The sequence below is a fragment of the Aquincola tertiaricarbonis genome (genome assembly GCF_023573145.1).
GTDB lineage: Bacteria > Pseudomonadota > Gammaproteobacteria > Burkholderiales > Burkholderiaceae_C > Aquincola > Aquincola tertiaricarbonis_B.
In genome coordinates this window covers 1,891,120-1,915,889 of record NZ_CP097636.1, presented here as the reverse complement: position 1 = coordinate 1,915,889, position 24,770 = coordinate 1,891,120, and the positions used below count along the sequence as shown (strand labels likewise).

Sequence of the window (24,770 nt, the reverse complement as noted above, 5' to 3'; positions counted from 1 at the left end):
GTACCGACGGGTGGAGCGGTTTGGCGGGCGCATTGTAGGCAGCGCCCTGGCGTCATTCGACGTCAAGGGTGCATGTCACACAGCGGCGTCGGGAGAAGGCCCGGCCACCGGGACCTGGGGGTGCACGGACTGCACCACCGCGTCGGCGCGGCCATCCGCGAACACTGCGGCAATGCGCGAGCCCGGCTGCACTGCGGTGGCCGATGTGATGGCCTGGCCGTCCTCGCCGGTGACCCAGGCATAGCCCCGCTGCAGCACCCGGCCCGGGTCCAGCGCATGCAGCCGGCCGGCCAGGTTCTGCAGCCGGCCGTCGGCACGGGCCAGCGGCGCATGCGGCGCCCGCGGCAGGCGCTCGGCCAGTTGCTGCAAGCGGCCCTGGGCACGGCCCAGCTGTTGTGCCAGTGCGCGGTGCAGGCGCGAGGCCGCCTGCTGCTGGCCCAGCGTGGCCTGCTGCAAGGCCTGCCGCAAGGCCTGCTGGCGGCGGTGGTCCAGCTGCTGCAGCCGTTGGCCATGGCGGGCCAGTGCCTGCGCCGGCCGTGCCAGCTGCATCGCGCGGCGGTCCAGGTGCTGGGCCTGGCTGTCCAGCCGGCGGTGCACCAGCGTCTGCAGCCGGTGGGCCAGCGTGGCCAGGCGGTCCAGCGAGTCGGCCCGCGCCGGCGACACCAGCTCGGCTGCGGCGGTGGGCGTGGGCGCCCGCAGGTCGGCCGCGAAGTCGCACAGCGACACGTCGGTTTCATGCCCCACGCCGCACACCAGCGGTATCGGTGAATCGGCCACCGCCCGCACCACGCGCTCGTCGTTGAAGGCCCACAAGTCTTCGAGCGAGCCGCCGCCGCGGCACAGGATCAGCGTGTCCACTTCCTGGCGCTGGGCGGCGCGGGTGAGCGCGGCCACCAGCGAGGCCGGCGCCTCCGGCCCCTGCACCAGGCTGGGGTACACGACCACCTGCACATGCGGCGCCCGCCGCTGCAGCGCGGTGAGCACGTCGTGCAGCGCCGCCGCCCCCAGCGACGTGACCACGCCCACCCGCTGCGGGTAGGCCGGCAGCGGCCGCTTGCGCTCGGCGCTGAAGAGACCTTGGGCCTCGAGCTTGGCCTTGAGCCGCAAGAACTGCTCGTACAACGAGCCGGCGCCCACCTGCTGCATCGACTCGACCACCAGCTGCAGCTCGCCGCGCGCCTCGTACACCGCCAGACGGCCGCGCAGCTCCACCTGCTGGCCGTCGCGCGGCTGAAAGTCCAGCAGCGCCGCGGCGCGGCGGAACATCGCGCAGCGCAGTGCGCCCGCGGCACCGTCGCTGTCCTTCAACGTGAAGTAGCAATGGCCGCTGGCTGCGCGGGTGTAGCCGCTGAGTTCGCCGCGAACCGAAACCGCGCCGAAACGCGCCGCCAGCGCATCGCCCGCGGCCAGCAGCAGCGGCGCGACGCCCCAGATCTGGCGGCCCGGTGCGGCGCCGTACGGGCTGCTCATCGGGCCACCGCCCGGGGGGCGCCCTGCGAGAACTCCACAGTGCCGCATGCCCCGGGGCGGTGCATCGCGCAGCCCGTCACCAGGCTGTCATTTTCGTCTAAGTGCTTAATTTTCAAGGAAAAATCCGTGCCTAAAATTGCAGCAATCTAGCGCGGAGCCAATGATTTCGCGCGTTTGCGATGAACTCAACATGGTTGCCCACAAAGTTATCCACAGGAGCCGTGGATTGCCGGCTTGTCAAGCCCATGCTGTGGAGAGCACCTGCCAAGTGAGCGAACACAAACGCGTGAACCACCCGTGGCCGCGGGCGCCGGGCGCCGCCAGGGGCGCCTGAACATGGCCCCATAATCGCGCCTCGTTGGACGGCTGGCACCGCAGTGGCGCTGGCGCAATCCCTGGAATACAGCGTGTTTTCGATCATACAAGCCGCGGGTTGGCCCATCTGGCCGTTGCTGGCCTGCTCCGTGGTGGCGCTGGCCCTGGTCATCGAACGCTTCTCCAGCCTGCGGACGGCCCGCGTGGCGCCACCGCGGCTGCTGGACGAAGTGCTCACACTCACCCGCTCCAACCTGCCGGGGCCGGACGTGGTGCAGAAGCTGGCCGGCAACTCGGCCCTGGGCCAGGTGCTGGCCGCCGGCCTGCGCAGCGTGATCGCCGAGCCGCGCATCAGCGAAGAGGCCCTGCGCCAGTCGCTGGAAGGCACCGGCCGCGTGGTGCTGCACCGGCTGGAGCGCTACCTCAACGCGCTGGGCACCATCGCCACCGCGGCGCCGTTGCTGGGGCTGCTGGGCACGGTGGTGGGCATGATCGAGATCTTCGGCGCCCAGGCCCCGGGCGCCACCGGCAACCCGGTGCAGATGGCGCACGGCATCTCCATCGCGCTCTACAACACCGCCTTCGGCCTCATCGTGGCCATCCCGGCGCTGATGTTCCACCGCTACTTCCGCGGCCGGGTGGACGGGTATGCGCTGGAGCTGGAACAGGCGGCCGAGCGCCTGGTGCCGCACCTGATGCGTTTTGCGGTGCGCGCGCCGGCATGAACTTCCGCCGCCCCCGGCGCGATGAGCCGGACATCAACCTGATCCCGTTCATCGACGTGCTGCTGGTGGTGCTCATCTTCCTGATGCTGTCCACCACCTACGCACGCTTCACCGAGCTGCAGGTCAACCTGCCGGTGGCCCAGGCCGAGCCGATGCGCGAGAAGCCGGCCGAGCTGCTGGTGTCGGTGGCGGCCGATGGGCGCTATGCGGTCAACGGCCAGGCGGTGGCCGGCCGCGGGCTCGAGCCGCTGGCCGCCGCCATGGGCAGCGCCGCCGCCGGCCTGCGTGCGCCGCCGCCGGGGCCGGTGGTGGTGGTCTCGGCCGACGCCACGGCAGCCCACCAGTCGGTCATCAACGTGCTGGACGCGGCGCGGCGCCTCGGGCTGCCGCGCGTGACCTTCGCGGCGCAGTCGGGGCCGGGTGCCGCGGCGGTGGCCAGTGGCGGTGCCGCTGCAGCCGTGGACGGCGGTGCTGCCGCATCGCCCGCACCGGCCGCGGACCCGGCCACAGTGCCGACACCCGCGCCGACAGCCGCGCCCGCACCCCCGCGCTGAGCCGCAGCGCGCCCGATGGCATCCCCCGCTCCTCCTCCATCCGCCGCAGCCGCAGGGCTGGCCGGCTGGCTGCAGCGCCAGTGGTGGCAGCCGCGGCCGAGCGCAGGCGCCCGGCTGCTGCAGCCGCTGTCCTGGCTGTATGCCGCGCTGGCGGCGGCCCACCGCCGCCGCAGCAAGCCCGGCGTGGCCGACGTGCCGGTGGTGGTGGTGGGCAACCTGATCGCCGGCGGCGCGGGCAAGACACCCAGCGTCATCGCGCTGGTGCGCTGGCTGCGTGAGGCGGGCTGGACGCCCGCGGTCATCTCGCGCGGCTATGGCCGCCAGGGCGGCGACGGCATCGCCGAGGTGCAGCCCGGCCAGCCGGCCCGATCGACCGGCGACGAGCCGCTGCTGATCCGCCTGCGCGCCGGCGTGCCGGTGTGGGTGGGCAGCGACCGGCTGGCGGTGCTGCAGGCGCTGCGCCGCGCCCATCCGGCCGTGAACATCGTGGTGTCGGACGACGGGCTTCAGCACCATCGGCTGCCGCGCGACGTGCAGGTGGTGGTGTTCGACGAGCGCGGCGCCGGCAACGGCCTGCTGCTGCCCGCCGGCCCGCTGCGCGAGCCCTTGCCGACGGTGCTGCCGCCGCGCACCGTGGTGCTGTACAACGCGCCTGCTCCCAGCACGCCGCTGCCCGGCCATGTGGCGCAGCGCGGCCTGTCGGGCCTCACGCCGCTGGCCGACTGGTGGGCCGGCGCGCCGGCCACGCAACCGCTGCTGAGCCTGCAGGGCCGGCCGCTGCTGGCGGCCGCCGGCATTGCCGCGCCGGAGCGCTTTTTCGGCATGCTGGCAGCAGCCGGCCTGGTGTTCGACCGGCTGCCGCTGCCCGACCATGACGACCTCGACCCCCTGCCCTGGCCGGCCGCCACGCCCGACGTGCTGGTGACCGAAAAGGACGCGGTGAAGCTGGCACCCGCCCGGCTGCCGCCCGGCCAGCGCGTGTGGGTCGCCACGCTAGACTTCCGCCTTCCGCCCGGCTTTGCCGCGGCCCTGCAGCACCTGCTGCCCCAGCCACCTACCGCCCCATGACGCTCGACCATCGCCTGATCGACCTGCTGGTGTGCCCCGTTTGCAAGGGCCCGCTGGAAATGCTGCGTGACGACGCCGGCCAGCCCACCGAGCTGGCCTGCCGCGCCGACCGCTTGGCCTTCCCGATCCGCGATGGCCTGCCGGTGATGCTCGAGGGCGAAGCCCGCAACCTGGATTGATCGCGGCATGCGCTTTTCGGTGCTGATTCCGGCGCGGCTGGCCTCGACCCGGCTGCCGCGCAAGCCGCTGGCCGACATCGGCGGCCTGCCGATGGTGGTGCGGGTGGCGCAGCGTGCGGCGCTGGCCGGTGCGCAGCAGGTGGTGGTGGCCGCCGACGATGCCGAGATCGTGCAGGCCTGCGAAGCTCACGGCGTGCGCGCCCTGCTCACCCGCACCGACCACGCCAGCGGCAGCGACCGCCTGGCCGAAGCCTGCGAATTGCTGGGCTTGCAGGGCGACGACGTGGTGGTCAACGTGCAGGGCGACGAGCCCTTGATCGACCCCGCGCTGATCACCGCCTGCGTGCAACAGCTGCTGCAGCGGCCCGACTGCGTGATGAGCACCGTGGCCCATCCCATCGACACCGTGGCCGACCTGGCCAACCCCAACGTGGTGAAGGTGGTGCTGGATGCGCAGGGCCGCGCGCTGTACTTCAGCCGTGCGCCGCTGCCCTGGTGGCGCGATGGCAGCCAGGCGGGCCAGCCTGCCCTGCCCCAGCCACCGGCGATGCGCCATGTGGGCCTGTACGGCTACCGCGCCGGCTTCCTGCGCGGCTTTCCGCAGCTGGCGGCTTCGCCGCTGGAGGGCATCGAGGCGCTGGAGCAGCTGCGGGTGCTGTGGCATGGCGAACGCATCGCGGTGCACGTCAGCCACGAGGTGCCCGCCGCGGGTGTGGACACGCCCGAAGACCTGGCCCGCGTCAGGGCGCTGGTCGCACAGTCATAAGGCCTGGGCGGCCCCACGCCGCCTCACGTTTCCCCCGGGGTGCAGCCCGGGGCACGTCAGTTTCGCGCAGGGGAGCGCGTGGTATCTTCCACCATCCATGCGAGGGGGTCGGAGATTCAGGTCCCCTGCAGCCACAGACATAAAACATCGTTAATACGAGGACACCGATGAGACTGATCCTGCTGGGGGCGCCGGGTGCCGGCAAAGGAACCCAAGCCACCTTCCTCTGCCAGAAGTACGGCATCCCGCAGGTCTCCACCGGTGACATGCTGCGAGCAGCGGTCAAGGCAGGCACCCCGCTGGGTGTGGAGGCCAAGAAGGTGATGGACTCGGGTGGCCTCGTCAGCGACGACCTCATCATCGCCCTCGTCAAGGAACGCATCGCCCAGCCCGACTGCGCCAAGGGCTTCCTGTTCGACGGCTTCCCGCGCACCATCCCGCAGGCCGAAGCCATGCGCGCCGCAGGCGTCAAGATCGACGCCGTGCTCGAGATCGACGTGCCGCACGAGGCCATCATCGAGCGCATGAGCGGCCGCCGCACGCACCAGCCTTCGGGCCGCACCTACCACGTCAAGTACAACCCGCCCAAGGTGGCCGGCAAGGACGACGTGACCGGCGAGGACCTGATCCAGCGCGAGGACGACAAGGAAGAGACCGTCAAGAAGCGGCTGGAGGTCTACCAGAGCCAGACCCGCCCGCTGGTGGACTACTACTCGCAATGGGCCGCCACCGGTGACGCCCAGGCGCCGCGCTACCGCCGCATCAGCGGCACCGGCAGCGTGGACGAGATCACCGCCCGCGCGCTGCAGGCGCTGGGCTGACCGACCCTTTCGGGGCCGCACCCGCCACGCCACCGAATGCCGCCTGCGGGCGGCGTTTTTCATCCCAGGTTGTCATTTCAGGAGTACTCACGCATGGACATCGCAGGCAAGGTCTTCATCGTCACCGGCGGCGCGTCGGGCCTGGGCGAAGGCACGGCACGCATGCTGGCCGCCGAAGGCGGCAAGGTCGTCATCGCCGACCTGCAGGCCGACAAGGGCGCGGCCCTGGCACAGGAGCTGGGCGGCGCCTTCGTGAAATGCGATGTCAGCCAGGAAGCCGACGGCCAGGCCGTGGTGGCCCAGGCCACCTCGCTGGGCAAGCTGATGGGCCTGGTCAACTGCGCGGGCATCGCGCCGGCAGCCAAGACCGTGGGCAAGGACGGCGCGCATGCGCTGGCGCTGTACACCAAGGTGATCACGGTCAACCTGATCGGCAGCTTCAACATGATCCGCCTGGCCGCCGAAGCCATGGCCCGCAACGAGCCCGAAGCCACCGGCGAACGCGGCGTGCTGATCAGCACCGCCAGCGTGGCCGCCTACGACGGCCAGATCGGCCAGGCGGCCTATTCGGCCAGCAAGGGCGGCGTGGTGGGCATGACCCTGCCCATCGCCCGCGACCTGGCCCGCAACGGCATCCGCAACATGACCATCGCGCCGGGCATCTTCGGCACGCCGATGCTGTTCTCGATGCCCCAGGAAGTGCAGGACGCCCTGGCCGCCGGCGTGCCCTTCCCCTCCCGCCTGGGCACCCCGCAGGACTACGCCAAGCTGGTGCAGGCCATCATCACCAACGAGATGCTCAACGGTGAGGTGATCCGGCTGGACGGGGCGATTCGGCTGGCGCCGAAGTGAAGATGGGCGGCTCGCAGTCGTTGTCGGCGGGCCGCTCGCCCACCGACCCCCCCCGGGCGCTCGACAGCGCCATCGACGACGCTCTCGCCCTGTGGCAGCAGGACCAGCCCCAGGCCGCGGTCCAGGCGCTGCAGTGCCTGGTGCAGGCCACGCCGGGCGCACACGTCGCCTGGCTATGGCTGGGGCATCTGCTGGACCGGCTGGGGCAGCCGCAAGAGGCGCTCACCGCGCACTTTCAGGCCGTCACACGCGCCCAGGGCGCCGGCCTGTGGACCAGCGAAGCCACCACGCCCGCCGCCCTGCTGCCGCTGGTGGGCCAGGCCATCCAGCGCGTGCGCCTGGGCCGGCGCGAGCTGTTCCTCGGCGCGATGGACGGCCTGCGCCAGGAGTTCGGCGCGCAGGCCCTCGCGCGCATGGACCACGCCATCCGCGTGTACCTGAAGGAAGTGGAGCAACTGCCCGAGCACCCGATGCAGCGGCCCAAGTTCTTCTACTTCCCAGGCCTGCCCGATCTGCCCTTCGACGATCCGATGCTGCACCCCTGGGCACGACAGCTGGCCGATGCTTTTCCCGAGATCCGCGCCGAGGCGCTGGAGATGCTGCAGCAGGCGTCGGGCGACTTCCGGCCTTTCGTCGAACTGCAGCCCAACGACCGCATGGACAACTACGTGGCGGGCGACTCGCCCGATGCTGCGTGGGACGCCTACTTCTTCTACCGCCGCGGCCGGCGCTTCGACGAGCACCATGCGCGCTGCCCGCGCACCAGCGCGGCGCTGGAATCCATCGACCTGTGCCGCATCCCGGGTCAGGCGCCTGAGATCCTCTTCTCCGCGCTGCGGCCCGGCTCCACCATCCTGCCGCACAGGGGCGTGACCAACACCCGCCTGGTGATGCACCTGCCGCTGGTGGTGCCCGACAGCTGCGCGCTGCATCTAGAGGGCTTCGCCCCCCACGTCTGGCGCGAAGGCGAGCTGGTGATGTTCGACGACACCTACCTGCACGAGGCCTGGAACCACTCATCGAGCACGCGGGTGATCCTGCTGATGGACTGCTGGAACCCGCACCTCACCGAGGTGGAACGCGTGGCCATCACCCGCTTCATCGAGCGGGTGGGCCAGCTCAAATACGGCCAGCGCGGCTGAGCGCCCGGCCGTCGCTCACAAAAAAGCCCGCCGGTCGGCGGGCTTTTGCTTTGGCGCCCGAAGGCGTCAGAAGCGGTAGGTGAAGTTGCCGTACAGCGTGCGGCCGCGCGGGTCGTAGTAGCGGTCGTCGTAGCCGAACTGCTGGCCCTTGTTGGTGCCGGAGGTCGACAGCGTGAACGGCGGATCGCGGTCGAAGATGTTCAGCAGGCCCAGCGTCAGGGTCATGTCCTTGCGGAAGGTCCAGGCCGACTGCCAGTCGAAGGTGTAGTAGCGCTTGACGCGCAGGCGGATGTCCTCGGTGCCGGTGACGTTGCCGGCGGCGTCGAGCACTTCCACCGTGGTCGTCTGGTCCTTGTAGCCGGTCTTGAAGTTCATCCCCAGCGTGTGGTCCCAGGCGCCCGCCTTCAGGGTCGACTGGATGCGGCCTTGCCAACGGAACGACACCGTGCCCAGGTCGTCGCTGTTGACGCCGATCGGCGAGTAGTACGTGCCGTTCGGCTCCAGCTGCTGCTTCTGACGCAGCATGTAGGTGGCGGTGGCGCTCGTGTTCAGGTCACCCACGGGCGTCTTGGCCCGGTGCTGGATGTTGAAGTCGATGCCCGAGTAGTACTCCTTGCCCAGGTTCAGGTTGCCCTGGTTGAAGGCGAGATAGCGCTTGCCGGTGCCCACGTCCACCTGCGAGGTCCACGCGCCTGCGTACTGGTTGGGGTTGGCGAACACGGTCTGCTCGGCCAGCTGGCCGAACGAGTCGCGGATGCCGACGAACCAGTAGTCGACGCCGACCGACAGCTGACGGATAGGCTCGACCACGATGCCCAGGGTGGCCTGGCGCGACTTCTCGGGCTTCAGGTTGGGATTCCCACCGGCCACGACGTCGTACTGCTGCGAGCCCGGGCGGCATTCGGCGCCCTGCGCGGCAGCCTGCTGCGCAAGCTCGGGCGAGTTGGCGCAGTTGTACTTGCCGCTGGTCACGCCATACGACTCCGGAGAAGCCTTGACCTGCGGCACCGTCGGGGCGTGGAAGCCACTGCCCACCGAGCCGCGCACCAGCACCTGCGGCGTCGGGTTCCAGCGGAACGCAGCCTTGGCGGTGGTGGCACGGCCGAAGTCGGAGAAGTGGTCGTAGCGCACCGCGGCCGTCAGCTCCAGCTGCTTGGCCACCGGCAGCGACACTTCGCTGAACAGACCCCACGACTTGCGGCTGGCCGAGTACGGCACCTTGGCCGCGGCGTCGCCGAAGCGCTGATCGCAGGCCAGCGCCGGATCGTTCTCGTCGCACAGCACGCCGGCGACCGGGTCAGCCAGGCGACCCTGCGCGAACAGGCTGGGCTGGTTGGTGAACTTCTCCTTGTTGAAGTTCGCGCCGACGGCCAGACCCATCGGGCCGCCCGGCAGGTCCCACAGCTGCGTGGAGCCACGCACCTGCACGGTGTCCAGCTGCGACTTGCCGCCGTCCCAGTAGCCGTTGTAGTTCACGCCCTGGATGGCCTGGGTGGCCTCGGCCGTCTGCTGACCCGGCAGCACGAACGGGTCCAGCAGGCCGCTGGCGCGCAGCTTGGCCAGTGCCAGTGCACCCGGATAGCCCGAGATGTTGGACTTGGCGCGGCTTTGCGAGCGGGTGTAGGTGGCCTCGTAGTCCCACTTGCTGATGGTGCCCTTGCTGCCCAGTGCGATGTCGTAGAAGTTGACTTCGTCCTTGCTGGCACGTGCGCCCAGGTCGTACAGGCGATAGAAGGCGGTGCTGTCTTCCGTGATGCCCAGGGGCTCCAGGTACTTCTGAGCCAGCGCGCTGCCCGCCGGGATGGAGATGCCGCCCGGCACGGGCGCAATGCGCGAGGTCTGCTTGGTGCGCGACCACAGCACGTCGGCGAACAGCTGGTGGTTGCCCAGTTGCTTGGTGCCCGAGACAAAGGCGCTTTCACGGTCACGCACTGGGTAGATTTCCAGCGTGCTGACGAAGTCGAAGCCGCAGAAGTCGTCGGCGCCGTCCGTCACCCGGAAGCTCTGCGGCGCGCACTGGCCGTTGGCGATCAGGTACGGGTTGATCAGGTTGCCGGCGTCGTTGCTGACGTTGCCCGGAATGGTGCTGGCGGAGTACTGCTGGAAGCGATAGTTCTTGCCCCCGTTCGAGAACAGCACCTTGCCGGACGACGCGAAATCGCGATCGGTAGACCGCAATGCGGTGCGCTCGTCGCGCGCCAGCGTGAACACCACGTTGTAGCCGTCGTCGGCGAGCGAGCCAAAGCCCTTGGTGATGCTCGCGCGCTTCTCGTGGGCGCCGCCGTCGGGGCGCGAGAAGCCGATGTTCACTTCACCCGCAGTGGTGTCGCGCTTGGTGATGAAGTTCACCACGCCGGCGATGGCGTCGGCGCCGTACAGGGCCGAGGCACCGTCGGTCAGGATTTCGACGCGCTCGATGGCCGAGACCGGCAGCGCGTTCAGGTCCATGCCGGCGGCGAAGCCGGTCAGGGTCTGGCCTCCGAACAGTGCCAGGCGGTGACCGTTCAACAGCACCAGGGTGCGGGTTTCACCCACGTTGTGAATCGAAACACCCGAAAAACCGTAGGTGCTGCCGCCCACGGAAGCCGACTCACCGGTGGAACCCTGCACGGCCGGCAGGCGGCGCAGCAGGTCGACCGTGGAAGTGGCGCCGGTGCGCTCGATGTCTTCACGCTTGAGCACCTGCACCGGCAGGGATGATTCGGCGTCGATGCGGCGAATCGCGGAACCGGTCACTTCCACGCGTTGCGTGGCTTCTTGAGCGACAGCCAAACTCGCCATAGGGCCCACCGCGCCGCCAAAGGCGAGCAGTATGCTGGACAACAACTGCGTCTTTTTAAACATGTGCAAACTCCTTATGTTCAGGTCAAGGTGTCCAGCCACCTACAAATAGTGTCATTGCTGGGCGCTTATGACGCCGGTGGCAATTGCGATGACACAGCCCAAAGCCGGGAAGGCCTTGGCACTCATGCCCGGCGGATTGCCGTGCACTGAATCAGGTCAAGAATTGAATCGAGGATGCGGCGCATCAAACGCTCGATACGCAGCACGCCGGTGGTACCAGCGCGCGGCATTCAGCATTCGGTGGCCGGGAGGCTCGGGCCGCCAGATCACGCCGTGCGGGGTTGCGCATGCGGTGGATCAAACCCGTCGACTTCTGAAAAGATGGGCGAGCCGCGAAATTCAAACGGCGCCCGGCGCGGTGCCCAGCCCTGAACATGGCCAGCGACGTGGCTGCGTCTGCTCTGTGCGGCGAGCGCACTCACGCCCGCTCCGGCAGTACTGCGTGCCAATTGGTCCAAAACCCGCTCCCCTGCTGTGTTGATTGCTCATGAACATTTCCTCCCCGCCTGCTGCACGTCCGGGTTAAGGGCGTGTGACCAAAGCTTGATCAGGCGAGTTTTAATGTTAAGCAATACTTCTGCCAGGTGGGCAGAACGTAACAGCAGGGTCGGGCTAGTCCCTATGTAAATCCAGCGTGTCCGTTGGTTAAGTGCAACGGGCTATTGACTAGGCCGAGGGAGCGCCAATCAACCGCGGCACCGCCGCCAACAAGGTCTGCGTGTAAGCCTCGCGCGGCGCGCTCAAAACCTGCGCCGATGTGCCCTGCTCGACGATGCGGCCGCGCTGCATCACCGCCACTTCGTCGGCGATGTACTCCACCACCCCGATGTTGTGGGTGATGAACAGGTAGCTGATGCCCAGCTCGCGCTGCAGCTGCTTGAGCAGGTTCAGGACCTGCGCCTGCACCGAAACGTCGAGCGCCGAAGTGGGTTCGTCGCAGACGATCAGGCGCGGCTGCACCGCCAGCGCGCGGGCGATGGCGATGCGTTGGCGTTGGCCGCCGGAAAACTCGTGCGGGTAGCGCTGCAGCGCCTCGCGGCGCAGGCCGACCTGGTCGGTCAGGGCTTCGATGCGCTGCTTTCGTGCGCCGGCGTCCATTTCGGTGCGCAGCGAGATCAGGCCCTCTTCCAGCACGTCATAGACGCGCATGCGTGGGTTCAGCGAAGCGAACGGGTCCTGGAAGATGATCTGGATCTGCTGGCGGGCGGCGCGCAGCGCGTCGCCGTTCAGCTCGAACAGGTTGCTGCCGTCCAGCAGCGCACGGCCTTCGATGCGGGCCTGCGTGCGCAGCAGCTGCACGATGGCCTTGCCGGTGGTGGTCTTGCCGCAGCCCGACTCGCCCACCAGCGCCAGCGTGCGGCCGGCGCCTACCTGGAAGCTCACGCCGTCCACCGCGTTGAAGTAACCGGCCACGCGCTGCAGCGCCCCCTTGCGGATGGGGAAGCGTACCTTCAGGTCACTGACTTGCAGCAGCGGCGCGCCCACCGCCTGGTCGGCGAAAGCGACGGTCGCTGCCCGCGCCGGCAGCGGCGGCGGTGCCGACTCGGCGGGCGCGGCGGCAGCACGGCCGTCGTCCACATACAGCAGGCAGCGCACCGGGTGCGGGCTCTGGCCGTCCGCCGAGGTGTCCACCAGCTCGGGCAGCGTGCTGTCGCAGTGCGGCATGCGCCGCTCGCAGCGCGGCGCGAAGCGGCAGCCGGTGAAGTGCGTGGTCAGCGGCGGCACGGTGCCGGCGATGGCGGCCAGCGGCTGGTTGCGCCGCTGCGCATCGGGCAGCGCCTTCAGCAGCGCGCGGGCATAGGGGTGGCGCGGATGGGCGAAGAACTCGGCGGCTTCGGCCACCTCGATGATCTGGCCCGCATACATCAGCGCCACACGGTGTGCCATTCCCGACACCACGGCCAAGTCGTGCGTGATCAGCAACAGGCCCATGCCCTGCTCGCGCTGCAGGTCGCGCAGCAGGTCGAGGATCTGCTTCTGGATGGTGACGTCCAGCGCGGTCGTGGGTTCGTCGGCCACCACGAAGTCGGGCTCGGTGGCCAGCGTCATCGCGATCATCACGCGCTGCTTCTGGCCGCCGCTCATGCGGAACGGATACTCGTCGATACGGCGCTCGGGCTCGGGGATGCCCACGCGGCGCAGCCACTCGATGGCCTTGGCGCGTGCCGCCTCACCACGCAGCGCGGTATGCGCTTCGATCGCTTCCACGATCTGCTGGCCCACCTTCATCACCGGGTTCAGGCTGGTGGAAGGCTCCTGGAAGATCATGCCGATGCGGCCGCCGCGCACGCTGCGCATGCGCGCTTCGGGCAGGCTCAGCACGTCGGTCTGGCCGTGGCGGTCTTCGTCGTCCAGCAGCACGCGGCCCTGGGCCACGGTGCCGTTGTCGGGCAACAGGCGCATCAGCGCGAGCGCGGTCATGCTCTTGCCGCAGCCCGATTCGCCCACCAAGGCAAAGGTCTCGCCGCGGCGGATGGCGAGGTCGAGGCCGTCGATGGCCTTGACCAGGCCGGCTTCGCTGTCGAGTTCGACCTTGAGGTTGTCGATGCGCAGCACGTCAGGCCCCTTGCGTCTTGCTTTGGCGCCGCAGCACGCGGGCACGGAAGGTACGGGCGCGCGGATCGAAGGCATCGCGCACGCCATCGGCGAACAGGTTGGCGGCCAGCACCAGGGTGACCATGAAGCCGAAGGCCGCGGCGAAGGACCACCACACCACCGGGTCGCGGCTCATCTCGGAGCGGGCCAGGTTGATCATGCCGCCGAAGCTGTTCATCGACGGATCGACGCCCACGCCCACGTAGCTGAGCACGGCCTCGTAGAGGATCAGCGCCGAGAACTCCAGCACCGTCACGATCAGCATCAGGTGGGCCACATTCGGGAAGATGTGGCGCAGCATGATGCGCGCATGACCCACGCCGAAGGCATTGGCCGCCTGCACGTATTCCAGCTCGCGCAGCTTCAGCGTCTCGCCGCGCAGCAGCCGGCACAGGCCCGCCCAGCCGGTCACGCCCAGCACCACGCACAGCAGGAAGAGCTTGAGGTCGGCGCGTTCCGCCCCGGTCTCGAACAGCTCGGGGTGCTTGTCGAGGAACACCTGCACCATCAGCACGCAGGCGGCGATCAGCAGCACATTGGGCACCGAGCTGAGCACGGTGTACAGGTACTGGATCAGCTCGTCGACCCAGCCCTTGAAGTAGCCGGCCATGATGCCCAGCGTGACGGCCAGCGGCAGCGTGGCCACGGTGGCCAGCGTACCGATGACGAAGGCGGTGCGGATGCTCTTCATCGCCTGGTACAGCACGTCGTTGCCGGTGCGGTCGGTGCCCAGCAGGTGGTAGGGGCCGGACAGCACGGTGCTGGGGCCGACCACCAGCGCCAGCACCCACAGCATGATCAGCAGTGCATGCCAGGGCACCTGCCCTTCCCGGTGGCGGATGGCGTCCAGCGCGTGGCCGAAGCTCACTCCGCGCGCGCGGGCGATCAGCGCCACCAGCAGCGCCGACAGCAGCGCTGCCACCACCGCGCCGGCCACCAGGCCGACGCCGACGCGCCAGGCGATGTCGCCGGCGTAGTCGCGTTCGGGGTCTTGCAGATGCGCACCGCCGAACTGCAGTCGCGGGGCCACGCGCTGCAGCTGGCCGTTGACCTCGACCGACTCACGGTTCCAGCTGACGGTGGCCAGCGGGTGCGAATAGGTGGACTCGCGCGACTGCACCAGGTCCCACATCATCGCGTCGAGCAGCGAGCGGGTGCGTGCGTCGTAGGCCGGCGCGGCATTGGCCACGCCCGGCGCGGGCGGCAGCAGCGGCCGGTAGTGGATGCTGTCGACCAGGGTGATGCCCAGGCACAGCAGCAGGATGAGCGAAGACGCCAGCGCCGCGGGATCGCGGAACACCTTGCGCCAGTTGGCCGACAGCGCGGGCTTGCGCACCACCGTCACGCCATAGATGAGCAACGCCGCCAGCAGCAGCCAGATGGTGGCGTCGGTCCAGAGCAGTACGAACTTGGGCATGGCAGGACTTCCGTCGGGTCAGCTGAGGCGCACGCGCGGGTCGGCCCAGGTGTACGCGATGTCGATCACCACATAGGTGGCGATGTAGAGCAGCGAGCCGAGGAACACCATCGTGCGCACGATGGCGAAGTCCTGCTTGCCGATGGCCTCGATCACGTAGGCGCCGAGGCCCGGCAGGCCGAAGAAGCTCTCGAACACCAGGCTGCCCAGGAACACGTAGGGCAGGTACGAGCCCGCGCTGGTGATGATGGGAATGAGCGCGTTGCGCAGCACGTGGCGGTACAGCACCACGGCTTCGGACAGGCCCTTGGCGCGGGCGGTGCGCACATAGTCCTTGCCCACCTCCTCCAGGAACATCGCACGGTACAGCCGCGCCTCGCCGCCCAGCCGCGCCACCAGCGACAGCAGGATGGGCAGCACCAGGAACTTGACCGCGTCCAGCCCCGGCGCATAGCCCGAGATGGGCGCCAGCTTGAGCACCCGCGAGAACAGGAACTGGCCGACGATGATGTAGAAGAGGCTGCTGATCGACAGCATCACCACGCAGGCCACCACGCCCCATACATCGAGCTTGGTGCCGCGCAGCATCACCAGCAGCAGCGCAAAGGCCGTGCTGGCAATCACCTGCAGGATGAAGAGCGGCAGCGCCATCTGCAGGCTCACCGCCATGCGGGTGGCCACCTCGCCGCCGATGTCGCCGGCGCTTTCGGAATCGGCGCGGCCGAACTTCAGCGCGAACAGCGACACCGAGCGGTCCCAGAAGATGGTGTCGGTGATCTTCTCGGTGCCTTCACGCTGCGGGTTGAAGTACAGCGGCTTGTCGTAGGCCCGCTCCACCTTCCAGCGCTCGATCGCCTCTTGCGTGATGCGCTTGCCGCCCAGGTTCAGGCGGGCCATGTCGTCGGGCGTGTTGACGGTGAAAAAAAGGACGAAGGTGGCCAGGTTGACGCCCAGCAGGATCAGTGCGCCGTACACCAGACGGCGCAACACATAGGACAGCATCGGGATTGGGCTCCGCTTTGATCAGGCCAGCACTTCGCCACGGGCGTTCATGCGCTCACGCCGGCGCAGGCTGCGCGCCGCCACCACCACCAGCACCACCACGGCGGCCACCATCAGCACGGCCGGCCACCACACGGGGTTGTTCCAGGCCTTCTGCTTGGCCACGCGCTCCTGCGCGTCCACCCGCAGGTAGCGGCCCTGGTCGCGCACCAGCACCGCCGGCCGCGAGTTGTAGACCCAGTGCTGCACCGCGGCCGAGGCATGCGGGAAGAAGCCCATGGTCCAGGGCGCATCGGTCTGCGCGATGGTCACCAGCTGGTCGATCAGCTTCTGCTTGTCGGGCCCGTCGTCCAGCGTCTTCATGCGGCCGTACAGCCGGTCGAATTCGGCACTGGCGTAGTTGGAGGTGTTCTCGCCGTCGTGCTTGGTCTTGCCGTTGGGGCCGTACAGCAGGAACAGGAAGTTCTCGGCGTCGGGGTAGTCGGCATTCCAGCCCAGCCAGAATACTTGGTAAGTGCCTTTGCGCACCTTGTCCTGGAACTGGTTGTTGTCGGTGGCCCGCACTTCCAGCTGGATGTCGATCTTGGCGAACTGGCGCACCACCCAGTCGATCTCCGAGCGGTTCTCCGGCGTGGGTGCCGAGTAGAAGTCGTAGTTCAGCACCAGTGGCCGGCCGGTCTTGGCATCGCGGCCGTTGGGGTAGCCGGCTTCGGCCAGCAGCTTCTTGGCGTCTTCGATCGGCCGGCGTTCCACCTTGCCGTTGACCAGCCGGTGCGTCACCGGGTTGTAGTAGCCGGGCTGCCCCTCGCGCGAGCCTTCGATGCCTGGCGGCAGCGGGCTCATCGCCGCGTCGCCCGACTTCTTCGGGAACACCTTGCTGTACTCCTCCCAGTCGATGGCGATCGAGATGGCCTGGCGCAGCTTGCGGTGGCGCTCCGATTCTTCGGGCGTCTTGCCGTCGCCGATCACCGGGTCGAGCATGTTGAAGGCGATGAAGTAGCTGTTGACGTCGGTGCCGCTGTCCAGCCGGAAGCCCTTCTCGAGGTATTCGCGGCGCACTTCGTCCGAGTCGCCCATGTCCACCAGGTAGTCCTTGCCAGTGTCGGGCCGCTCGAAAATCTCGATGTCGTAGAAGCCCTGGCGGAACTTGCCCTTGCGCGGCACCGTCTCGCGCTCCACCGTCACCACGATCTTGTCGAGGAAGGGCGTTTTCTTGCCGCAGTCGGCCAGCAGGCCGGCGGCCTTGGCGATGTCGTCACCCTCGCAGGGATAAGGCTCACCGCGGTAGTTGGGGTTGCGCACCATCACGTGGCGCCGGTCCTGGATGAACTCGGTCATCATGAAAGGCCCGGTGCCCACCGGCCAGCGGTCCAGCGTCATGCCGCGCTCGGCCATGCCGGGCTGGGCATAAAAGGCGTCGGCCTCCCAGGGCACCGGCGCGGTGAAGGTCATCTGCAGCCAGTAGTTCCACTGCGGATACTTGCCCTTGATGCGGATGCGCACCGTGTGCTTGTCCAGCGCGCTGGCGCCGGCCAGCGGCCACTGGCGGAAGTCGAGGAAGGGCTTGTCCAGGCTCGAGGGATCCAGGCCCTGGCGCAGCTTGGCGTCCTCGGCCTTGACCAGCGCGCCGTACTCGCGCAGTCCGACGATGTACTCGCTGAAGATGCCGAAGATGGGCGTGGTGATGCGGGTGGTGGCGTGCCGCTTGAGGGCGTAGACGAAGTCTTCGGCCACCAGCTCGCGCGTGCCCGTCTGCTCGAAGTCGATCGGCGTGCGGCGGTTGCCGATCTCGCCCGGCTTCATCGCGTGGTACAGGTAACGGCCCTGCGCATCCTTGGCAAAGGCCGGGTGCGGCTGGTACAGGATGCCCGGCTTGATCGGGATGTCGTAGACGCTCTCGGCGATCTGCTCGCCATCGGCGTCGTCGGGCAGCGGCTGGCCGTTCTTGTCCAGGTAATGGGGCTTGACCACCGCGGCAGCGCTCTTGGGCACCAGCACGAAGGGCCGCTTCAGGTAGTGGTAGCCGTACAGCGGCTCGTAGATCTGGTAGGTGAACGGCGTGTCGTTCGACCAGTAGCTGGCCACCGGGTCGAGGTGGCGGGGTGAGGCCTCCTGCGCGGCGGTGAACAGCGTGTTGGAGGCGGCCGCTTCATCGGGCCAGGGGTTGTTGTTGCAGGCCGCCAGGCCGGCCAGCGCCACCGCGGCAGCCCATGCCTTGCCCACCCGAACCCAACCATCAAAGCCCATGCAACCTCCAAGCGTCTTGCGCATACATGTATCCCGAGACGGCAAGGCGGGTTCGTGGCCCGGGGGTGCCTCACGGAAGGCGCGGATTCTAGGAGAAGGCATGCGCCCTCCCCGCAGCTTTTATGCCCGGGCTTGTACGTACATCTTCGGTGTGGTGTTTCGGCTACCAGCCGATGAAGGCGTCGCGGCCCTGCACCGCCAGCGTCACCTTGGCGCCCACCGGCAGGCACACCTTGGTGGGCACGTGGCCGAAGGGCAGCCCGGTGAGGATGGGCACCGGGCACACCGAGCGCAGGTGCTCGATGGCCGACTTGAGCGTGTAACCGCGGTCCAGCGGCGATTTGCGCCAGGCGGTGAACTCACCCAGCAGCACCGCCTTCTGCTGCGCCAGCACGCCAGCCTGGTGCAGCTGCAGCAGGCTGCGTTCGATGCTGTAGGGATGCTCGTTCACGTCTTCCAGGAACAGGATGCCGCCCTTGATGCGGCGCGCCGCCGGCCAGTGGCGCGTGCCCAGCAGCGTGGTCACCACCCGCAGGTTGCCGCCCCACAGCGTGCCGCGGGCCTCCAGCCCGTCGAAGCCTTCGCCGGTGCGAAAGCCCAGCGCTTCCAGCTCGCCGGCCATCGCTTCCAGGAAGCAGGCTTCGGTCACGTCGTCCACCCCGCCCTCCTCGTCCGCCTGGCCGAAGTCGCCGGCGCCCATGGGGCCGGCCCAGGTGACGCCGGCCGGCCGATGGGCCAGCAGACCCAGCTGCAGCGCGGTGAAGTCGCTGTAGCCCACCCAGCGGGTGCCGCGCTCCAGGCTGCGGCCCATCAGGGCCCAGTCGATGCGGTCCAGCAGCCGCGTGAGGCCGTAGCCGCCGCGGGTGGCCATGGCCACCGACGGCGCCGCCTCGGCCACCCGGTGCAGCGCGGCCAGGCGGGTGTCGTCGTCGCCGGCAAAGCGCTGGTGCTTGGCCAGCGCGCTGTCGTCGAGGGTCACCTCGAAGCCATGGGCTTTCAGGCGCCGGGCGGCGCGGCGCACCGGCGCAGCCTGGGCCACCACGCCGGCCGGCGAGAACAGCGTCAGCGTGCGCGGGCCGTCGGGCACGCCGTGGGCGGCATGGTCGCGGTGCGCGTCGTGGGCATGGCCGTGGTGGTGGTCATGATCGTGATCATGGTCGTGGGCATGGCGGGCGGACTTGGAGCGGGAGGTGGCGGTCATCGCAAGGTGGGTGGCAGGTCGGCGGGCAGTTCGGTGGCTTCGCCGGTGGGAATGTCGGGCAGCGGACCGCCGGGCAACGGCGCGGCGGCGCCCAGCGGTGCGGTGTCGGTGGGGCCGGCGCCGCTGCGGCGCGCCAGCTGCAAGGCCTTCTGGCGGGCCCGGCGTTCGGCAAAGAAGTCGCGCAGCAGCTGGGCGCTGGCCTCGGCCAGCACGCCGCCTTGCACCTGCGTGTGGTGGTTGAGCTGCGGCTGCGCGAACAGGTCGATCACCGAGCCGGCCACGCCGGTCTTGGGGTCGGTGGCACCGAACACCACGCGCTTGAAGCGCGCATGCATCAGCGCCATCGCGCACATCGCGCAGGGCTCCAGCGTCACGTACAGCTCGCACTCGGGCAGGCGGTAGTTGCTCAGCAGCTGGGCGGCATGGCGCAGCGCCACGATCTCGGCATGGGCCGTGGGGTCGTGGGTGGTGATGGGCCGGTTGTAGCCGGTGGCAATCACCTGGCCCTGCCGCAGGATCACGGCGCCCACCGGCACCTCGCCAGCCAGCTGCGCATTGAGCGCCTGGTCCAGCGCCAGGCGCATCGCATGTTCGTCGGCAGGGGTCACGGGCAAGGACATGGGCGCTACGTTAACAGCCGGGCGCCGGGTGCTCCACGTCCCGAGGCCAGCGCCGGGCCGCTCCCAAGCGGCCTCGGACCCTCTCGGATCGGGATAGGGGCGGCCCCAGTGGGGCCGACCCCTCCCACACCACCCGGCATGCGGGTCCGCACCGGGCGGTTCGGGACGTTGAGGTGGGCGGCTTGGGAGGATCAGGTCATGCCAAGCGCGGCACGCCCAGCCGGTCGAAGTAGGCGATGGTCAGGACGTTGTTCAAACAGTGGTGGCTGCCTCGCCACCAGCGACCGGTGTGTGCCGCCGCAGCCGCAGCCTGTGGGTGAGTCGCGCCCAGCCGCCGCATTTCGCGGTACACGGTAGCGACGTTCTTCCACTGCTTGAACTGGATGGCACGCAACCGGTGCCGCAGCCATTGGTCCATGGCCGCAAACACCCGCGGGGTCTGCGCCAGCCGGAAGTACGCCTTCCAGCCCTGCAGATATTCCCTCAAGCCCTGCGCCACATGCTCCAGGCTGCAGCCGCTGTGCCGCCGCGTGAGTCCGCGCAGATGCTGACGCAGCTGCGCCAGTACCGGCCGGGCCACCCCGATGCGCACACCGTCATCCACCCGCCGGCCTCGCTCGGTCGGGTCTTGCCACAGGCAGTAGCCCAGGAACTTGCGTCCCCAGACTTCGCCCACGGCCGTCTTGGCCTCGTTGACCTTCAGTGCCAGCCGCGCGTAGTGCTTGCGCAGCCCTTGCAGTACCCGCTCGCCAGCCTTTCGGCTCTTGACGTAGACATTGCAGTCGTCGGCATAACGCACGAACCGATGGCCCCTGCGTTCCAGCTCTCGATCCACTTCGTCCAGCAGCACGTTGGCCAGCAACGGGCTCAGTGGCCCGCCTTGCGGCGTGCCCTGCGTCCGCGGGCTGACCACCCCCGCTACCATCGTCGGTGCCTGCAGATACCGCCGGATGAGCCGCAGCACCCGCTTGTCCGCAACGTGCAGACTCAGCCTGTGCATCACGATGTCGTGATCGACCCGGTCGAAGAACTTCTCCAGGTCCACATCCACCACGACGTCGTAGCCTTCCTGCACGTACCGCTTGGCCTCGACCACCGCCCCATGCGCGCTGCGCCCCGGCCTGAAGCCGTGGCTGTGCTCGCTGAAGCAGGGGTCGATCAGCGGCTGCAGTACCTGCAGCAGCGCCTGCTGGATCAACCTGTCGACCACGGTCGGTATGCCCAGTTCGCGCTCACCACCGCCCGGCTTCGGGATGCTCACCCGCCGTACCGCGCTGGGGCGGTAACTGCCGTCGAGCACGCTCTGCCGGATGGCGGGCCACGCGCCCTGCAGCCACACCGCCGTGTCCTGCACCGTGCGTCCATCGACGCCGGCGCCTCCCTTGTTGGCCTTGATGCGTTTCCACGCCGCGGCCATGTTCGCTCTGGCCAGCGCCTGCCCCAGCAGGTCGTCGGCCCCCGGGCCCGTCAGATCGCAGCGCGCCGGCCGTGCTTCATCGCTGCGCACGCTCGCCGCGGCTTCACCGCCACTCGCCCCGCGCCGCCGTGCCCGGCCTGTCGGCCTCGCACACGTCTGATGCCTTGCACTTCCAAGCGCCACGCCTTGCAGCCCTCCGTCTCGTTCAGCCCTTCACCGCGCTCACCGCGCCGCTACTACGGCATCTGCTGACTTCTCGCTCCGGCATAGGCCGTCGCCCTTTCAGGCACGAGGCGAGATCTCCCCAGGTAAGAACACGATCCTTCGACCGCACAACCGCCGCATCTACGCCGCTTCGCCTTGACCACCAAGGCTTCGCCGTTCCCTGCCGGCTCGCCTCGCTCCACGGCGCCTCCTATGCGGTTCTTGTTCATCGGCTCGCGGCCATCGCTACATGCTTCCTCCCCACGCTCGGTCACCCTCACGCAGTTGCACTTCACTTCGCTCACGGTGGTCCGCTCGCGCGAGGACTTTCACCTCGAAGATCGCGCCCATGCTGGGCACACAGGGTGGCGCCACGCCAGTGGCGCCGGGTGTACCAGTTAAAGCTGGAATCCCACCCAAAGGACGAGGCCCTCGCCCACGTCGCGCAGCAGGCCGGCGCGGGCGGGCTGGCTGCGGCGGGCCTGGGCCCGTTCCTGCTCGAACCACTGCGCAAAGGCCTGCACCGCCGCCGCGTCGTGGAAGGCGACCATCAGCTCGTAGTTGAGGAAGAGGCTGCGGCTGTCGATGTTGGCCGAGCCGGCCAGGGCCAGGGTCTCGTCCACCACCACCAGCTTGGCATGCAGCATGTGCGGCGTCAGCCAGATGCGGGCACCGGCCGCGGCCAGGGTGCGCAGCGCCCGCCCGCGCGCGATGTCCGACATGCCGTGGTTGGACCGCGCCGGCAGCAGCAGGTCCACCACCACGCCGCGGCGGGCGGCCAGGCACAGCGCCCCCAGCAAGGCCGCATCGGGCACGAAATACGGCGTCACCATCAGCAGCCGCTCGCGCGCCCGGTAGGCGGCGGTCACCAGCATCGACTGCACGGTGTCGTCCACCTGGTCGGGCCCCGAGGCGATGAGCTGTGCCCGCGGCAGCGGCTGCTCGCCGGGCAGCGGCGGCGGCAAGGCCTTGAGCGGGATGGCCGGCAGCCGTGGCTGGCCGCCGGCAAAACGCCAGTCGTGGCGGAACAGCGCACCGGCCTGCAGCACCAACGGGCCGCGCAGGTCGAAGCTGAGGTCGTGCCAGGCCGGCTTGCCCGGCTCGCCGTCGAAGTACTCGCTGGCCAGGTTGCGGCCGCCGCACCACAGCCGCTGCGTGGGATGGCCGGCGTCGGCGATCAGCAGCTTGCGGTGGTTGCGCAGGTTGGTGCGCCCGCGCAGCGGCGAATGCAGCGGCGGCACGAACTGCACCAGGTGGCCGCCAGCCGCCTTCAGCGCGCCGAGTTCGGGCCGGCCGCCCATCAGCGCGCCCAGTCCGTCCACCATCAGCCGCACCGTCACCCCGGCGCGTGCGCGTGCGGCCAGCCGCTCCACCACCGCCTGGCCAAAACCGTCGCGGCCGATGATGAAAGTGCACAGCTCGATCGAGTGCTGGGCCTGGTCGATCACCTCCCACAGCGCGCCACGGGCGGCCTGGCCGTCCTGGTGGATGGCCAGGTCGTCGTAGGGCGCTGCCGCCGGCTGGCGCAGGGCCAGGGCCGTCTGCTCGGCCCAGGAAGGCGCCTGGGCGGCGGGGTGCAGCCCGCCCAGCCGCACCGCCCGCGCCCGCTTGCGCGAGCCGAAGATCAGGAAGGCCGGCAGCGCCACGTAGGGCAGCAGCAGGATGAACAGCACCCAGGCCACGGCCGCGGCCGGCTGGCGCCGCTGGCCCAGCACATGCGCGGTGATGACGTAGATCAGCAGCGCGATCGCGGTGACCAGCCCGTGCAGGCTGAGCCAGTGGGCAAGCGTGAGAACCGGCAGCATCGGCGGAACAAGCACTCCGTGGACAGGGATGCCGCAGGATAGCCGGCCTGGAATGCCCGATCAGCCGAGGCGCAGTGCCATGACCCCAGCGACGATGACCACCGTACCGGCTGCCCGCTGCCAGCCGAAGGGTTCGCGCAGCAGCCAGGTGCCGATCAGCGCCGCGAACAGCACCGAGGTTTCGCGCACCGCGGCCACCGCCGCCACCGGGGCCCGGGTCATCGCCCACAGCGCGATGCCGTAGCTGCCCAGCGAAGCCGCGGTGCCCAGCGCCGCCACCGGCCAGCGCCGCCCCATGTAGCGGCGCGCTTCCGCCAAGCGCGCACGGCGCTGCCACATCACCAGCGCGAAGTACGGCAGGCCATCAAACAGGAACAGGGCCGCCACATAGGCCAGCGGCTGGCCGCTGGCACGCACGCCCAGCCCGTCCACCACGGTGTACAGGGCGATGATGGCGGCATTGCACAAGGCCACGCGCACGGCCTTGCGGCGCTGCGCCTCAGAGCCCGTATGGCCTGCCCGCGCCAGGCCCAGCAGCACCACGCCGGCGCTCACCGTGACCACGCCGGCCCAGCCGACGACGGACAGCGACTCGCCGATCCACAGCCCGCCGCCCAGCGCCACCAGCAGCGGCGCACCGCCTCGCATCAGCGGATAGGTCAGCCCCAGGTCGCCATGCCGATAGGCTGAAGCCAGCGCCAGGTAGTAGCCGATGTGGATGAGCGTGGACAGGCCGATGTAGGGCCAGGCCGCCGCGGGCGGCCAGCCGACCCAGGCCAGCAGCGGCAGCGCGATCAAGGGCCCCAGCGCATGGATGAGCGCGGTGTCCAGCGACTGGTCGGTGCCCGACTTGATGAGGGCATTCCAGCTGGCATGCAGGGCCGCGCCGCACAGTACCGCGGCCAGCACGCCCCCACTCAGCGCGCCACCATTCAGCGCACCCAGCGGCAGCCCGGCGGCGTCAGCCACCTGCGGCCAGGCGGCTGGCCCGCGCCACGTGCTGCGCCATGTAATGCGCCAGCGGCGGCGTGGCCCGCTGAGGCGCCTTGGCCGCGTCGTCCCACAGCCGCAGCTGCACCGCCGCTTCGGCATGCGGCTGGGTGATGAAGTCGTTCGCCTGCTGCGGCGTGAACACGCCACCCTGCAGCACCAGGCTGCGCTGCGAATCGCTGGACAGCGCCGCGTGGTAGCCCGGCCGGCTCGCGCACAGGTAGCGCTTGGCATCCACGTGCAGGCGGATGGCGTCCAGCACCCGGGGGCCGAACAGTGGCCGCAGGAAGGGCAGCGCGATGAACTGGTGCAGGTCGTCGATACCGCGCAGCGTGGGCGTGGCGCCGTGCTCGGCCAGCAGGTGACCCAGGTCGTGCAGCAGCGCGGCGGTCACCAGTTCGTCATCGGCACCCGCCTGCTCGGCCAGCCAGGCCGATTGCAGCGCATGTTCCAGCTGCGTCACCGGCTCGCCGGTGTATTGCTCGGCGCCGCGCTGCTCGAACAGAGTGGTGATGTCGGGCAGCGTCAGGGCCATG

Annotated in this window: 20 protein-coding genes and 1 pseudogene; 9 read left to right on the top strand and 12 right to left on the bottom strand. The window is 69.5% G+C overall.

Annotated features, from left to right (window positions below):
- Window positions 1–75 precede the first annotated feature (75 nt).
- Window positions 76–1,470, bottom strand: a complete 1,395-nt coding sequence (gene xseA, locus MW290_RS23145) for an exodeoxyribonuclease VII large subunit (protein ID WP_250200002.1) — start codon at window positions 1,468–1,470, stop codon at window positions 76–78.
- Between the two features lie 407 nt (window positions 1,471–1,877).
- Here xseA and MW290_RS23140 point away from each other — a divergent pair, with 407 nt between their 5' ends.
- The 8 genes and pseudogenes from MW290_RS23140 (at window position 1,878) to MW290_RS23105 (ending at window position 7,892) form a co-directional block, all read left to right on the top strand.
- Window positions 1,878–2,510 carry a MotA/TolQ/ExbB proton channel family protein gene (locus tag MW290_RS23140; protein ID WP_250200001.1) on the top strand — a complete coding sequence of 211 codons (633 nt, stop codon included), beginning with the start codon at window positions 1,878–1,880 and terminating at the stop codon, window positions 2,508–2,510.
- Window positions 2,507–2,935, top strand: a pseudogene (locus tag MW290_RS23135) (ExbD/TolR family protein); the annotation flags it as partial. The gene MW290_RS23140 and the pseudogene MW290_RS23135, both read left to right, overlap by 4 nt.
- Window positions 2,936–3,079: 144 nt before the next feature.
- Window positions 3,080–4,132 (top strand): tetraacyldisaccharide 4'-kinase, encoded by a 1,053-nt coding sequence (gene lpxK / locus MW290_RS23130; RefSeq protein ID WP_250200000.1) that lies wholly within the window; start codon window positions 3,080–3,082, stop codon window positions 4,130–4,132.
- Complete coding sequence (locus MW290_RS23125) at window positions 4,129–4,311, top strand: Trm112 family protein (protein ID WP_250199999.1); 183 nt, start codon at window positions 4,129–4,131, stop codon at window positions 4,309–4,311. Before lpxK ends, MW290_RS23125 begins: the two co-directional genes overlap by 4 nt.
- Window positions 4,307–5,077, top strand: a complete 771-nt coding sequence (gene kdsB, locus MW290_RS23120) for a 3-deoxy-manno-octulosonate cytidylyltransferase (protein ID WP_375142967.1) — start codon at window positions 4,307–4,309, stop codon at window positions 5,075–5,077. The genes MW290_RS23125 and kdsB overlap by 5 nt, the downstream gene beginning before the upstream one ends.
- A gap of 167 nt (window positions 5,078–5,244) precedes the next feature.
- On the top strand, window positions 5,245–5,898 hold the full coding sequence (gene adk / locus MW290_RS23115) for an adenylate kinase (RefSeq protein WP_250199997.1): 654 nt from the start codon (window positions 5,245–5,247) through the stop codon (window positions 5,896–5,898).
- A gap of 93 nt (window positions 5,899–5,991) precedes the next feature.
- On the top strand, window positions 5,992–6,750 hold the full coding sequence (locus MW290_RS23110) for a 3-hydroxyacyl-CoA dehydrogenase (RefSeq protein ID WP_250199996.1): 759 nt from the start codon (window positions 5,992–5,994) through the stop codon (window positions 6,748–6,750).
- 2 nt (window positions 6,751–6,752) lie between these two features.
- Window positions 6,753–7,892 carry an aspartyl/asparaginyl beta-hydroxylase domain-containing protein gene (locus MW290_RS23105; RefSeq protein WP_250199995.1) on the top strand — a complete coding sequence of 380 codons (1,140 nt, stop codon included), beginning with the start codon at window positions 6,753–6,755 and terminating at the stop codon, window positions 7,890–7,892.
- Between the two features lie 66 nt (window positions 7,893–7,958).
- Here the strand turns inward: MW290_RS23105 and MW290_RS23100 are convergent, their stop codons facing one another.
- Entirely contained in the window at window positions 7,959–10,634 is a 2,676-nt protein-coding gene (locus MW290_RS23100) for a TonB-dependent receptor domain-containing protein (protein WP_250199994.1), read from the bottom strand.
- A 15-nt stretch (window positions 10,635–10,649) separates the two neighbouring features.
- Here MW290_RS23100 and MW290_RS23095 point away from each other — a divergent pair, with 15 nt between their 5' ends.
- Window positions 10,650–10,886 carry a hypothetical protein gene (locus MW290_RS23095; protein ID WP_250199993.1) on the top strand — a complete coding sequence of 79 codons (237 nt, stop codon included), beginning with the start codon at window positions 10,650–10,652 and terminating at the stop codon, window positions 10,884–10,886.
- Window positions 10,887–11,402: 516 nt separating this feature from the next.
- Here the strand turns inward: MW290_RS23095 and MW290_RS23090 are convergent.
- From MW290_RS23090 to MW290_RS23045, 10 genes are all read right to left on the bottom strand, one after another.
- Window positions 11,403–13,292, bottom strand: a complete 1,890-nt coding sequence (locus MW290_RS23090; RefSeq protein ID WP_250199992.1) for an ABC transporter ATP-binding protein — start codon at window positions 13,290–13,292, stop codon at window positions 11,403–11,405.
- 1 nt (window position 13,293) lies between these two features.
- Window positions 13,294–14,748 carry an ABC transporter permease gene (locus MW290_RS23085; RefSeq protein WP_250199991.1) on the bottom strand — a complete coding sequence of 485 codons (1,455 nt, stop codon included), beginning with the start codon at window positions 14,746–14,748 and terminating at the stop codon, window positions 13,294–13,296.
- Between the two features lie 18 nt (window positions 14,749–14,766).
- On the bottom strand, window positions 14,767–15,750 hold the full coding sequence (locus MW290_RS23080) for an ABC transporter permease (protein WP_250199990.1): 984 nt from the start codon (window positions 15,748–15,750) through the stop codon (window positions 14,767–14,769).
- Window positions 15,751–15,771: 21 nt separating this feature from the next.
- The gene (locus MW290_RS23075) at window positions 15,772–17,997 is read right to left on the bottom strand and encodes an ABC transporter substrate-binding protein (protein ID WP_250199989.1); all 2,226 of its coding nucleotides are present in this window, start codon (window positions 17,995–17,997) and stop codon (window positions 15,772–15,774) included.
- Between the two features lie 163 nt (window positions 17,998–18,160).
- Window positions 18,161–19,198 carry an LD-carboxypeptidase gene (locus tag MW290_RS23070; protein ID WP_250199988.1) on the bottom strand — a complete coding sequence of 346 codons (1,038 nt, stop codon included), beginning with the start codon at window positions 19,196–19,198 and terminating at the stop codon, window positions 18,161–18,163.
- Window positions 19,195–19,818 (bottom strand): tRNA adenosine(34) deaminase TadA, encoded by a 624-nt coding sequence (gene tadA, locus MW290_RS23065; protein WP_250199987.1) that lies wholly within the window; start codon window positions 19,816–19,818, stop codon window positions 19,195–19,197. Before tadA ends, MW290_RS23070 begins: the two co-directional genes overlap by 4 nt.
- 196 nt (window positions 19,819–20,014) lie before the next feature.
- Window positions 20,015–21,325: a group II intron reverse transcriptase/maturase gene (gene ltrA, locus MW290_RS23060; protein ID WP_250198330.1), complete on the bottom strand. Its 1,311-nt coding sequence runs from the start codon at window positions 21,323–21,325 to the stop codon at window positions 20,015–20,017.
- 512 nt (window positions 21,326–21,837) lie between these two features.
- Window positions 21,838–23,244 carry a phospholipase D-like domain-containing protein gene (locus tag MW290_RS23055; protein WP_250199986.1) on the bottom strand — a complete coding sequence of 469 codons (1,407 nt, stop codon included), beginning with the start codon at window positions 23,242–23,244 and terminating at the stop codon, window positions 21,838–21,840.
- A 60-nt stretch (window positions 23,245–23,304) separates the two neighbouring features.
- Window positions 23,305–24,213 (bottom strand): EamA family transporter, encoded by a 909-nt coding sequence (locus MW290_RS23050; protein WP_250199985.1) that lies wholly within the window; start codon window positions 24,211–24,213, stop codon window positions 23,305–23,307.
- Window positions 24,206–24,769 carry a phosphonate degradation HD-domain oxygenase gene (locus MW290_RS23045; RefSeq protein ID WP_250199984.1) on the bottom strand — a complete coding sequence of 188 codons (564 nt, stop codon included), beginning with the start codon at window positions 24,767–24,769 and terminating at the stop codon, window positions 24,206–24,208. The genes MW290_RS23050 and MW290_RS23045 overlap by 8 nt, the downstream gene beginning before the upstream one ends.
- Between the last annotated feature and the right edge of the window lies 1 nt (window position 24,770).